General features: G+C 71.5%; 6 protein-coding genes. 2 read left to right on the top strand and 4 right to left on the bottom strand.

Annotated elements, in window-relative coordinates; translation table 11 throughout:
- Positions 1-42: 42 nt before the first annotated feature.
- Together NR792_RS12155 and NR792_RS12150 are read right to left on the bottom strand one after the other, a co-directional pair.
- A complete protein-coding gene (locus NR792_RS12155) occupies positions 43-993 on the bottom strand; it encodes a branched-chain amino acid transaminase (protein ID WP_375760215.1) in 951 nt (316 codons plus the stop codon).
- Positions 994-1,116: 123 nt separating this feature from the next.
- A complete protein-coding gene (locus tag NR792_RS12150) occupies positions 1,117-2,058 on the bottom strand; it encodes an AAA family ATPase (protein ID WP_375760214.1) in 942 nt (313 codons plus the stop codon).
- Positions 2,059-2,249: 191 nt separating this feature from the next.
- On the opposite strand from NR792_RS12150, the gene NR792_RS12145 reads away from it, so the two are divergent.
- Positions 2,250-2,477, top strand: a complete 228-nt coding sequence (locus NR792_RS12145; RefSeq protein WP_375760213.1) for a hypothetical protein — start codon at positions 2,250-2,252, stop codon at positions 2,475-2,477.
- A gap of 126 nt (positions 2,478-2,603) precedes the next feature.
- Here NR792_RS12145 and NR792_RS12140 read toward each other — a convergent pair whose 3' ends face one another.
- Positions 2,604-7,190 carry a response regulator gene (locus NR792_RS12140; protein ID WP_375760212.1) on the bottom strand — a complete coding sequence of 1,529 codons (4,587 nt, stop codon included), beginning with the start codon at positions 7,188-7,190 and terminating at the stop codon, positions 2,604-2,606.
- A 99-nt stretch (positions 7,191-7,289) separates the two neighbouring features.
- Positions 7,290-10,103 carry a glycosyltransferase gene (locus NR792_RS12135; protein WP_375760211.1) on the bottom strand — a complete coding sequence of 938 codons (2,814 nt, stop codon included), beginning with the start codon at positions 10,101-10,103 and terminating at the stop codon, positions 7,290-7,292.
- 135 nt (positions 10,104-10,238) lie between these two features.
- On the opposite strand from NR792_RS12135, the gene NR792_RS12130 reads away from it, so the two are divergent.
- Positions 10,239-12,686, top strand: a complete 2,448-nt coding sequence (locus NR792_RS12130) for a DUF4912 domain-containing protein (RefSeq protein WP_375760210.1) — start codon at positions 10,239-10,241, stop codon at positions 12,684-12,686.
- Positions 12,687-12,692: the final 6 nt, after the last annotated feature.

The raw sequence follows: 12,692 nt of genomic DNA, 5'->3' as shown, positions 1-12,692 counted from the left end.
CGATTCCCCCGTCCGCCGGGACTTCACGTCCGCCGACTGTCCTCAAACGTAGGTCAGCCAGTCCGCATAGCGGGCTTCCTGGCCCCGCACGACGCGGAAGTACATGTCCTGGACGAACCGGCTGATGGGGCCGGGCTTGCCGTCGCCAATCTGGCGGTTGTCCACCTCGCGCACGGGGGTGATCTCCGCGGCGGTGCCGGTGAAGAAGACCTCGTTGGCGATGTAGAGGGCGTCACGGGTGACCGTGACTTCCTCGATGGTGGTGTGGCCGGCGTCGCGCAGCAGCTTCAGCACCGTGTCGCGGGTGATGCCGTCCAGCACGGGGGACGAGAGGGGCGGGGTCTTGATGACGCCCTTCTTGTTCACCATGAAGATGTTCTCGCCGGAGGCCTCCGCGACGAAGCCGCTGATGTCCAGGAGGATGGCCTCGTCGTAGCCGGCGAGCACCGCCTCGCGCTTGGCGAGGATGGAGTTGACGTACTGGCCGGTGATCTTGCCGCGCACCATGTTCACGTTCACGTGGTTGCGCGTGAAGGAGCTGACCTTGGCGCGGATGCCTTCCTTGATGCCCTTGTCGCCCAGGTACGCGCCCCAGTCCCAGGCGGTGATGCCCACGCGGGTGGGGTTCACCGCGCCCAGGCCCATGGCGCCGTCGCCCATGAAGGCCACCGGGCGCAGGTAGGCGCCGTTGGCGAACTGTGCCTTCTGCTTGCGCAGGAGCTCCAGCGTGGCCTCCACCAGCTCGTCTTCGCTGTAGGGCATCTGCAGCATGATGATGTGCGCGGAGTCGAGCAGGCGGCGGATGTGCTCGCGCAGCCGGAAGACGGCGAGCCGGCCATCGTGGGTCTTGTAGGCGCGGATGCCCTCGAAGACGCCCAGGCCGTAGTGGAGGGCGTGCGTCATCACGTGCACGTTGCCCTCGTCCCATTTCATCAGCTTCCCATCGAGCCAGATGTGTTCGGCGCGCAGCACGGTGGATGAGGTCGAGCTCATCGGGAAGTTCCTCTCGGGCTAGGGGTGGGACGGCCTGGGCCTTGTACCCAGGCACCCTGGGGACTCAAAGCGTGAAACGCCAACGAATGGCGTTCCATGACGCTTCCCGCGCGGCGCCCTGCGTCAGGCCTGGGCGATGGTGGGCAGGTTGGCGCGGGCCTTCTCGATGTCGCCCTCGTATTTGAGGACGAGGTTGAGCGTGGCGGCGACGACGTCCGAGCTCAGCGCTTCGGCGTTGAGCAGCGCCAGGCTCTGCGCCCAGTCCAGCGTCTCGCTGATGGACGGGGCCTTCTTCAAATCCAACGCGCGGATGGCGGCCACGGCCTCCACCACCTGCTCGGCCAGCACCTGGGGGACCTCCGGCAGGCGCGAGCGGACGATTTTCAGCTCGCGCTCGCGGTCCGGGAAGTCGATGTGCAGGTGCAGGCAGCGGCGCTTGAGCGCGTCGGACAGCTCGCGGGCGTTGTTGCTGGTGAGGATGACGCGGGGGACGTGCTTCGCCCGGATGGTGCCCAGCTCCGGCACCGTGACAGCGTTGTCAGAGAGGACCTCCAGCAGGAAGGCCTCGAACTCCGGATCCGCCTTGTCGATTTCGTCCACCAGCAGCAGGGCCGGCGTGTCCGACAGCTGGGCCTGGAGGATGGGGCGGGGGAGGAGGAAGCGCTCGGAGAAGAACACCGCGTCGCCGGACGCGAGCCGGTCCGCGGCCTCCGCCAGCGTGGACGTGCCCTGCGTCAGCTCGCCAATCTTGTCCTTGAGCAGCTGCGTGTAGAGCAGCTGCTTGGCGTACTCCCACTCGTAGAGGGCCTTCGCCTCGTCCAGGCCCTCGTAGCACTGGAGGCGGAGGAAGGTCCGGTCCAGCGCCTGCGCCAGGGCCTTGGCCAGCTCCGTCTTGCCCACCCCCGCCGGGCCCTCCACCAGGATGGGCTTGCCCATCCGGTCCGCCAGGAACACGGCGGTGGCGATCTCGGGAGACGACAGGTAGCCCACCGCCTCCAGGCGACGCGCCGCGTCCTCCACGCTGGTGAACGAGCGAATCTCCGGAGTCAGTTGAGGGGGGCTCACACCCGTCAACTTAACCGACGGTTTCCCGCCGACTGCGGCAAAAATGCCAGGGTTGTGGGGGCGCCGTCCGCACTCTTGAGGGCCTTGGGAGCTGTAACCCCGCGGAATCAGAGTGCGTAAATATTTTCGCACCGTGGGCATGCACCGTGCATCTATGCGGGCGAATCTCAGGACGAACGAGGTCGCGGGTCATGTGGGCGTGGCTGAAGCTGGCGATGGCGGTGCTGGTGGTGGTGATGCCGGGGGGCTTCCCCCTCGTGCTGGCGTACATCGCGACGCGGACGTTGCTGGAGCGCTGGCGGCAGGCGCAGGCGCTGGCCCGGGAAGAGGGGCGGCCGGTGTCAGTGGTGCGGGACGTGGTGGGCGCGCTGCACTTCCGGGACCTCATCCGTGAGGCGCGGGCGGCCACGGCGCTTTAAGCCGGCAGCACCCGTCTTGAGAGGGACGAAGGGCCCGGCACTCCCTGGGAGTGCGCGGGCCCTTGTCGTTTCCGGCTGCTTTCCGCGGACGCGCCCTCCCGGGAGAGGGGAGGGCGGGGGCGGAGGCTACTTGTCGAGCTCGTCGACGAGCGCCGTCCAGTCGTCCTCGCCGCCTTCGGGGGCGGTGGGCAGCTGCATCACCATGGTGCGCTCCGGGGCCTCCTCGTCCACGGGGACGGGGGCCGCGGCGGCCTTCTTCGCGGCGGGCCTGGCGGCGGCCTTCGCCGGGGGCTTGGCGGCGGCCGGGATGACCGGGTTCGCCTGGACGGTGGCGGCCAGGTGCTCGTCCTCGGTGGCCTTGGCGCCCTTCGCGGCGGGCGCGGCGGCGGCGGGGGCCTTGCTCTTGTAGCGGGCCAGCTCCAGCTCCGCGACCTTGAGCGCCTTGCTCTTCTCCTGGACGGACGTCTGGAGGCGGGCGACCTCCTGGGCCTTGATGGACTCGCGGCGCTCGAGCTCCGCCTTCTGCTTGGCGTTGAGGTCCTCCAGCTCCTTGGCCTGACGGGCCTCCAGGTCCTTGCGCTCCTTCTGCGCGTTGGCGAGCTTCGCGGCCGCCTCGTTGGCCTTGGTCTCCGCCGCGGCGACGCGGGCGTTGAGGTCCTTCTCCGCGCGGGCGCGGGTGCTCTGGGCGTTCTCCAGCGCCAGCTCCAGGTCCTGGGCCTTCTTGGTGCGGGCCTGCAGCTGGGCCTGGGCCTCCTTGAGCTTCGCCTCCGTGTCGGCGGCGAACTTCTGGGCCTCCTGGGAGAGCTGCGCGATGCGCTGCTCCGCCTTCGCGAGCTTCGAGGACAGGTCGTCGGCCTGCTTCTTCGCCTCGGCGGCGGCGGCCTGCGCCTGCTGGGCCTGCGCTTGGGCCTGGGCCTGGGCCTGCTGGAGCTGGCCGGCCAGTCCGTCGCGCTCGCTGGTGAGCTTCTTCTGCTGCTGCGCGGCCTGCTGCAGCTGCGAGTCGCGGTCCGCGATGGCCTTGCGCGCGCCGTCCAGCTCGCCGGAGACGTTCGCGAGCTGCTGGTTGAGCGCGTCCGCCTGCTTCTTCGCCTCGGCGGCCCGGGCCTCCAGCTGGCCTTCCAGCTGCTTGACCTGCTCCGTGCGGGTGGAGACCTCGCGGTTGAGCACCTCCGCCTGACGCATCTTCTCCTGCGTCACGTGCGTGAGCTTGCGGAGCGTGTCCGACAGCTCCTTGCCCTTGGTGTCGACCTCGTTCTGGAGGAGCTCCTCACGGCGCTGCGACTCGTGGGTGAGCGTCTGGAGGCGGTCCTCCAGGTTGTGCCGCGCGTCCTCCGTCTGCGCGAGCGTGGAGGACAGCTGCGTGACTTCCGACACGCGCGTGCCCAGCTCGTGCTTGGTGACGATGAGCTGTTCGGCCAGGTCCTCGCCGTTGGCCTGGGCCTCGGTGAGCTGGCGCGTGAGCTCCGCCTGGGCGCTGGCGGCGGCCTGGCGGGACTGCGCGTGGGCCTGCTCCTCGCGGGCCAGCGCGTCGCGGGTGCTGGCGAGCTGGCCCTGCGTGTCGGCCAGCTGCTGCGACGTGGCGTTGAGCTCCGCGAACAGGTTGTCGCGCTCGCCGGTGAGGGCGTTGATGCGCGCGGTGGTCTCCTCCGCGAGCGCCGCGTGGGCGGTGCGCTCCGCGTCGTAGAGCCCCTGCGTCTCGGACAGGTCCGCGCGCAGCTGGCCAATCTGGCCGGTGAGGTCCTGCTCCAGCGCGTCCTTGGCCTGATGGAGCGCCTGCAGCTCCGCGATGCGCGCGTCGCGCTCCTCGGTGGTGCGGGCGAGGAGGCCGTTGGTCTGCTGCAGGATGTCGCGCGTCTCGTTGAGCTCCGCGTCCAGCTCGTCGCGGTGCGAGGTCACCTTCGCCAGGTCGCCGCGCGTCGTCTCCAGGGTCTCCTGGGTCTGCGTCAGCGTCTGGCTGGTGGCCTCCAGCTCACCGCGCGTCTCCGCGAGCGTGCCTTCCGTGCTGGACAGCGTCGCCTGCGTGTCGGCGAGCGTGCCCTCCGTGCGCGCCAGCGTGCCCTGCGTGTCCGCGAGGGTCGCCTCGGTGCGCGCGAGGGTCGTGCTGGTGACCTCCAGCTCGCTCAGGGTGGACGCGAGCGTCCCTTCCGTCTGCGCGAGCTTGGACTGGGTCTCCGTCAGCGTCTGGCTGGTGGCCTCCAGCTCACCGCGCGTCTCCGCGAGCGTGCCCTCCGTGCTGGAGAGCGTGGCCTGCGTGTCCGCCAGCGTCTGGCTGGTGGCCTCCAGCTCACCGCGCGTGGTGGAGAGCGTCTCCTCCGTCTGCGCGAGCCGGGACTGGGTGTCCGCGAGGGTCTGGCTGGTGGCCTCCAGCTCGCCGCGGGTCTCCGCCAGCGTGCCTTCGGTGCTGGCGAGGGTGCCCTGCGTGTCGGCGAGCGTGCCTTCCGTGCGCGCCAGCGTGTCCTGCGTCTGCGCGAGCGTCGCCTCGGTGGTGGCCAGCGTCTGGCTGGTGGCCTCCAGCTCACCGCGCGTGGTGGAGAGCGTCTCCTCCGTCTGGGCGAGCCGGGACTGGGTGTCCGCGAGGGTCTGGCTGGTGGCTTCCAGCTCGCCGCGCGTCTCCGCCAGCGTGCCCTCGGTGCTGGAGAGCGTGTTCTGCGTCTCGGAGAGCTGCTGGCTGGTGGCTTCCAGCTCGCCGCGCGTCTCCGCGAGGGTGGCTTCCGTGCTGGAGAGCGTGCCCTGCGTCTCGGTGAGCTGCTGGCTGGTGGCCTCCAGGTTTCCGGTCAGCTCGGAGATGCGCGCGTCGCGGTCCGCGACGTCGGTCTGCAGGCCCTCGATGGTGCCGTCGCGCTGGGCGACGGTGTCCTCGAGCGAGGCCACGCGCGCGGAGAGCTGTTCGCCCTGGCGCTGGGCCGCGTCCAGCTGCTCGGTGAGCGCTTGAATCTGGCCGTTGAGGTCCGCCTCCAGGGCGTCCTTCGCCGCGCGCAGGTCCTCCAGCTGGCTGGTGAGGTCCTGCTCCAGCGCGTCCTTGGCCTGCTGGAGCGCCTGGAGCTCGCCGTTCAGCTCGTTCTCGCGGTCCTCCAGGTGCGTCTTGACGGCCTCGACTTCGCCCTCCAGCTCACCGATGCGCTCGCGGTGCTGCTGGATGGTGGCGTTGAGCTCCGCCTCGCTGTTCTCGTTGCGGGCGATGGTCTCCTGCAGCTCGCGGTCGAGCGCGGAGATCTTCGTGTCCCGCTCCTCCACGCGCTGCGTGAGGTCCGCTTCGAGGGCGTCCTTGTCCAGCCGGAGCTGGTCGCGCTCGCCGGTGACGCGCGCGATGTCGGACTCCAGGTCCGCCACCTGCTGCGTGAGGCGCTGCTCCAGGGCGGCGCGCTCGGCGTTGAGGCGCTCGATCTCCGCGTCCGAGCGGCTGGCGTGCTCCTCCGCGGTGGTGGCCCGGGCCTCCAGGCCGCGCACGGTGGCGTCGCGCTCCTGCTCGGTCTGGGTCAGCCGCTCCTGGAGGGCCTGCAGCTCGCCGTCGAGCTCCGCGTAGCGCTGGTCGCGCTCGCTGACGGTGCGGGACAGCTCGGACTCGAACTGGTCGCCGCGCTCGCGCAGCTGGAGGATTTCCGTCTCGTTGGCGCGGACGGTGTCCTGGAGCTTCTGCTCCTTGACCTCGAACTCCAGCGTGACGACGCCGAGGTGCTTCTCCAGCTTGTCGAACTCGTTGCGCCAGTTCTCCAGGTCCGCGCCGCGCCGGGACAGCTCCTCGTCGCGGAGGTTGACCTCCTTGCGCAGGACGTTGATGTCCTTCTCCTTGGAGGCGACGACCTCGATGAGGTCCTTCTCCGAGGAGAACTTCTGGAGGAGCAGGTCGTCGACGGTGGCGCCGTGCTCGCGCTCCTTCTGGACGATGGACTGCTGCGCGTCGTTGAAGCGCCTGAGCAGGTCGTCCACCTGCATCTTCAGGCCCTGCAGCTCCACGTCCTTCTCGTGGAGGCGGTCCTCGACGGAGAGCAGCTCGCGCTCGCGGACGCTCCAGATTTCGGACAGGCGCGCGAGCTGGGCTTCACGCGTCTTCAGCTCGTCCCGGAGGATTTGAATCTTGCCCTCGGGCGTGCCCATCAGCTCGCGGCGCGGGGGCGGGCGCTTCAACTGGCGCGACTCCGCCAGGAGCTCCGCCTTGCGGTCCGCGATGGACGTGAAGGCCCGGTCCATGAAGGCCTTGTCCTCGTCCGTCATCGCGCTGCGGCGCTCGCGCTTGGGCAGCTTGGGCGGGGCGCCCGTGCGCACGCCGGGCATGGGCGGCGGGGCCTCACGCGGTGCGCCAGAGAGCGCGGCGTCCAGGTCCGCGTCCGTCTCGTCGGAGCCGGGCGGCACGATGCCCGCGCTCATGGAGGCGAGCTCGCCCATCTCGAACGGGATGACGAGGTAGCCGTCCGCGGCGGCGGGCGTCTCACGGTGTTTGTTCAGACCCTCCACGCCGGAGTCCGAGGAGAGCAGGAGGACCTTCAGGTTCTGGCCCCACTTGCCCTTCTTGATCTGCCCACAGAGGGCGAAGCCGGACTGGTCCGGCAGCTCCGCGCGCACGACCACGAGGTCCGGTCGGCGCTTCTCCAGCTCCCGCTGCGCGTCTGACGCAGTGGTGGCCATGGCCGTGTTGTAGCCCGCGCTCTTGAGCACGGAGGCCATGCTGAGTGCGAAGTCGTTCTGGCTTTCGACGATGAGGACGCGACGCTCCATGAAGCCCTTCACCCAGCAAAAAGTGCAGTGAAAACCGCCACATCCTATCGGGCGCGCACAAGGCTTGGGAAGTTTCCGAGCAGCGCTCGGTCGGCTGCCTCACGAGTTCTTGCCGCGAACCGCTCCCTGTCCGACAGGGGGCCCCGACCCGGGGGACGCGTCCGAGTCCGGATCCCGCCCGGGGAAGTTGGTGGGCGGGGTGTGCCGGGCGAAGCGGGCGCCCTCGGGGGGGCAGTAGCCGTGCGCGAGCTGCGCGAACCACGGGTTGAGGGCGGAGTCGGGCGGCGCGGGCGGAGGCCCCTCGTCCACGGCCTCCACCGCGTCCGCGGCCTCCATGTCCAGCGAGTCCGCGTCGTGGACCTCGTCGCTGCCGATCTCCTCCGCCTCGTCCAGGGCCGCGCTGGCGCGGGCCGGCGTATGCCCGGCGTCGTCGTCCAGGGACTGGGCCTCGTCGGCGGCGATCTCCTCCGGCTCGTCGTCCGGGGACGCGGCCGAGGACGGCTTCAACACGGGCGGCGTGGGGCTCAGCCGGGGCGGCCCCTGGCGCGGAACGGGCGGCGGCGCGGCGGCGCGGGGCGGCAGCTGCGGCGGGCGTTCCGCTTCGGAGACGGAGCCCCCTCGGATGGGCGGCTTCTCCGCGTCGGAGAGGGCCCCCCCACGGATGGGCGGCTTGTCGGACTCCGTGAGCACCGGGGGACGGGAGGAGGCGGGCCGGCCCGGATCAGCGGCGAGGCCGCCACGGATGGGCGGTTTGTCCGCGTCGGCCATGGGAGGGGTGGGGAAGAGGCGGGGAGGTTCCGTCGGGGCCGGTTCCTGTGGACGCTGCGCCCGGCCGGAGCCCGTGCTCCGCGCCCCGTTGAGCAGGGAGCGCATGGGCACGATGGGGGTGGGGGCCGGCGGCTCCGGGAAGTCCTCGGTCAGGACGGAGGGGCGGCGCACGATGGGCGTGGGCGCGGGGGACTCCTCCTCCTCACGCATGACCCCGGCCCTGCGCACGACGGGCGTGGGGGCCCGCTCCTCGTCCTCCGTGAGGGACGTGGGCCGGCGCACGATGGGCGTGGCCGCGGGGGACTCGTCCTCCGGCGACGGGGGGCGGCGGACCACCGGGGTGGGGGCGCGCTCCTCCTCTTCAGGGGAGGCCGGCCGGCGCACGACCGCCGTCGCTCCAGAGGAGGAGGCATCCTCGGCAGAGGCGCCCTCCCGCGGGTCGGAAGCCCCGGCGTCGTCCCTGGCGGCCTCCTTCATGGCCATGGCGATGGCCAGGGGCTTCGCGGAGGGGCTCGTCACCATCTCGGTGGGCGGAGTCGGCTCCGAGCCTCGGCCTCCCAGGGGTTCCTGCTCCTGCTTCGTGGGGCCAGCGGTCCTCGCGGTGTCGTCGGCCGGCTTGGATGCGGCCGCGGGCTCCTGCGGGGACGCGGCCTCCTCACCCGCGGGCGCGGTGGACTCCCGGAGCGGCAGGCCCATGACCATGGGGACTTCGTCGGGCCGCATGTCCGGCTCGGTCTTGACCAGCCGGGTGTCCATCCCGTCGTCCAGGGCCATGCCCATCACCACGGGCGGGTCCTCCGCGCCTTCCTTCGCGGGGGGCGCGGCGGCTTCTTCGGGCGCGGCCTGCGCGGGCGGCTTGGGGGCCGGCGCGGGCTTGGACGCCTCCGGCATGCCCAGGTTCGCGAGCCGGTTCGTGGGCGTGCCCGTCATCGTGACGTCGGGCGGCTCGCTGGCGGCCTCCACCGGGACGTGGCCGCGCTTCTCCAGGAGCGAGTCGTAGAGGTCCAGCAGCTGGCCCCGGATGAGGCCCGCGTCCAGCACCTTCTCCGCGAACGCACGCCCGGCCTTCCCCAGCGCCACGCGGCGGGGCACGTCGCGCGCCAGGTCCAGGATGCGCTCGGAGAGGGCGCGGCTGTCGCCCGGGGGGAAGAAGACGGCCGCGTCCTTCGGAATCAGCTCGCGGGTGACGGGCAGGTCCGCGGCGATGACCGGCCGGCCGGCGGCCAGGTACTCGGAGACCTTGGCCAGCGGTCCGCCCTGGAGCCGGTTGCGCTCCGAGTCGTCCAGCGGCAGCACGCCCACGTCCGCCAGCGCCAGCACCTTCACCAGGTCGTCGTGCGCGACGGGCGGCTGGAAGTCGACCTTCTCCTTGATGCCCAGGTCGTTGACCAGGTCCTCCAGGTGGGGCTTCCAGTCCGGGTGGTGCGCGCCCACCAGCGTCAGGCGCACGTCCACCTGCTGGGACGCGAGCGCGGTGGCGCGCAGCAGGGTGGGCAGGCCCTGCCAGCCCACGTGGCTGCCCAGGTACATCATCCGCAGGGGCGAACCGTCCGGGGCGCCGAGCACCTCCGGGTCGTACGGCTTCAGGTCCACCGGCGCGCGAATCGTGCGCAGCTGGTCCTCCGCCGCGCCCAGCCCCTGGATGTACGCGCGCGTCGTCTGGGAGCCGGTGACGACGAGGTCCGCGTTCATCAGGCAGAACAGCTCCTGGCGGCGGATCTTCGACAGGAAGCGGCGGTCCCCGTCCGTCTGCGGATGGGTGTAGCGCAGCTCCTGCGAGGGGAACGTCTGCGCCTCATAGATGAGGCGGTAGCCGTAGTCCGCCTTCAGCTCGCAGAGCGCGTAGCCGCCGAAGGGGTCCGTGAAGTGGGCGAGGGCGTAGTCCTCGCTCTCGAGCTGCCGGCGCACGGCCCGTTCAAAGGACTGGATGCGCGACGCCAGGTCCCCGGAGCCTACCGGGACGCGGAGCAGCCGGGCGCCCTGGTACTTCTCGATATGGGAGTGGTCGGGCGTCTTCGCCGACAGCACCACCACGGAGAAGCGATCAGGCAACGCCTTCAGATACTCGGTCAGTCGGCGTGAGGAGCCAGACGGGCCGGGGATGACATCGAAGCTGCACAGGAGAAGTCTGGGCAGGTCACTCAAGCGGCCGCAGGATACTTGGACAGGGGTGAGGTGTCATCGGGCGTGAACGAAGTTGAAGGGGGTCGGCGGAACAACACATCCCGTGACGGATGCGTTGACCCCCTGTATGCCGCGTCATAACGAGGCGAGGTGTCCATGGATGAGCGGAAGGGCGTCACCGTGAGCTACCTGCGGCAGCTGGCCCGGAAATACCTCCGGGATGGGGCTGGCGCGTCCCGCGGGCGGGAGTTCGTCACCTCGCTGACCGAGCGCATTCCCGCCCTGGGGCGGCTCGCGCGCATGGCCGGGCTGGCGACGTCCCGGCGCGGCTCCGGTGACGTGGGCGGCGAGGAGCGGGCGCTGGATTCCGGCCGGGCGGATTCACGTCCCGTCCCCGAACCGGCCCCCGAGACCGTGCCCCTGCCTTCGCCTGAGGGCTCCGCCGCATCACAGGCACGGGAACTTTCCGAGGAGCCCATCACGGAGCCCGGTGGCCCCAAGACGCGCCCCGCGCGGGTGGTGACGTTCCCCGCCCGGGGCAAGGCGCGCCGCGACCCGGACGACGAGGACACGCAGCCCCTGGCTCCGGATGCGCCGACGCCGCGCCCGTCGAGCGCGCCCAAGGGGGACGTGCCCGCCGCCGCGAAGCCCGCGCCCGCGAGCGAGCCCCCGCATGCCGCCGAGCCCCTGGTCGAGGGGTTCTTCGTGACGAAGATGGCGGGGGAGAAGGAAGCGCGCCGCCACCACCTATTGGAGGAGCAGGCGCCGCGCCTGCCTCCCGCGGATGCGTCGCCCGAGCGGGACGAGCACCTGGGCATGCTGCCCCTGGACTACCAGGACGACGCGATGGTGCTGCTCGCGCGGGATCCGCACACGCTCTTCGTCTTCTGGGACTTCAGCGACGCGAGCCGCAACCGGGCGCTGGACGACCTGCCGTCGCCGCGCGCCGTGATGAAGGTGTTCGACGGCGAGGGCGTGTCGCGCGAGGTGGACTTCGCGCTGGAGTCGCGCAGCTTCTACCTGCAGGGCATGACGCCCGGGCGCACGTACCGGGTGGAGGCGCACTTCGTCGGTTCGGATGGCCGCTCGCGCCGCATCGGACATTCGTCCAATCGGGCCACGCTGCCGCCCGCCGGGCCTTCGGAGGACACGTCCATCCGGTTCCTGCGCATGCCGCCGCCTCCCGTGGTGGACCGGCTGCGCCCGGAGGGGGTTCCCTCGGCGGCGACCGCGCGCGTCCCCCGGGTGGAGGAGCGCGAGTACGTGACCTGGCGCCGGGTGAAGCTGCCGGGCAGCGCGGGCATGGTGGACGTGCCGGAGGTCCACCGCGAGCGCGACGAGGCCTATGTCGATGCGCCGCGTGTCCCGGGGGCTTCGGACCAGCGCTACGCGGAAGAGGCCTATCTGGAGAGCGCGCCGCGTGCGCCTGGCGCTTCGGATCAGCGTTACGCGCGCATGGGGGAGGCGACGCTCGGTGAGGGCGCGGTGCTGGCCCCGTCGCGCGCACCTGGCGCTTCGGATCAGCGCTATCTGTCCGTGGAGCGGGCTCCGGGGGCTTCGGACCAGCGTTACGGGCAGGGCGGGGAGGTGGCGGGGCCCCAGTATCTGGAGGTGCCGCGTGCGCCGGGCGCTTCGGATCAGCGGTACGGGCAGAAGGTGCTTCCGGGCGGCGTGTCGGAGTACCGCTATCTGGAGGTGCCGCGCGCGCCGGGCGCTTCGGACCAGCGGTACGTGGAGGGGGCGGCAGGGCAGGGGTATCTGGAGGTGCCGCGTGCACCGGGGGCTTCGGATCAGCGGTACCTGACCGTGCCGCGCGCGGCGGGAGCTTCGGACCAGCAGTACCTGACCGTGTCCCGGGAAGCGGGCGCTTCGGACCAGCAGTACCTGACCGTGTCCCGGGCCGCGGGGGCTTCGGATCAACGCTACCTGTCCGCGGATCGTGTGACGGGGGCCTCGGATCAGAAGTACCTCACCGTGCCCCGGGCGGCGGGCGCTTCGGATCAGCGTTACCTGTCCGTGGATCGCGCGACGGGTGCGTCGGATCAGCAGTACCTGACGGTGCCACGAGCGGCCGGGGCTTCGGACGCTCGCTATCTGGAGGAGCCGCGCGCGCAGGTGGCCGCGACCTCGTCGCAGGGCGAGGTGCTGGAAGCGCGGGACCTGCCGGTGTCGCGTCCCGACGCCGTGGCGACTCCGACTCCGGCGGGCGCCGAGACTTCGTTCTCCTCCGGTGCACCTGCTCCGGCGGCGGGCTCCACGGATTCGTGGCGGCCCTCGGAGCCCGAGCCTCCCAAGGACCCATGGGCCTTGAGCGTGGCGCGCGGCCCCACCGCGTCCGAACAGCGCGCGCTCGACCGGGCCCGTGAGGCCGCCGAGGCAGCGCGAAGGGCCGCACCGGCCTCCGTGCCTCCGGCGAGTCCTGTGCCCGCGAAGGCCGAGGCTCCCGCCAAGGCCGAAGCACCCTCGACGCCAGCCGCCTCCAAGGCCTCCGAGCCCGCTTCCTCCGCCGCGCCTCCGAAGGCGGCCAAGAACCCTTCGGAGCCCAAGTCTCCGGACTCCAAGTCCTCCTCCAAGTCCCGGCCCTCACGCCGTGGACGTAAGTGAACCCGC

It is taken from the genome of Corallococcus exercitus (assembly GCF_042231735.1).
Taxonomy (GTDB): Bacteria; Myxococcota; Myxococcia; order Myxococcales; family Myxococcaceae; genus Corallococcus; species Corallococcus exercitus_B.
Note: the sequence above shows the minus strand (reverse complement) of the source record. Positions and strands in the feature narration are given on the sequence as shown.

Bases quoted from the DNA above. Each gene is read 5' to 3' on its own strand.
- NR792_RS12155 (WP_375760215.1), bottom strand. From the start codon at position 993: ATGAGCTCGACCTCATCCACCGTGCTGCGCGCCGAACACATCTGGCTC.
- NR792_RS12145 (WP_375760213.1), top strand. From the start codon at position 2,250: ATGTGGGCGTGGCTGAAGCTGGCGATGGCGGTGCTGGTGGTGGTGATG.
- NR792_RS12140 (WP_375760212.1), bottom strand. From the start codon at position 7,190: ATGGAGCGTCGCGTCCTCATCGTCGAAAGCCAGAACGACTTCGCACTC.
- NR792_RS12130 (WP_375760210.1), top strand. From the start codon at position 10,239: ATGGATGAGCGGAAGGGCGTCACCGTGAGCTACCTGCGGCAGCTGGCC.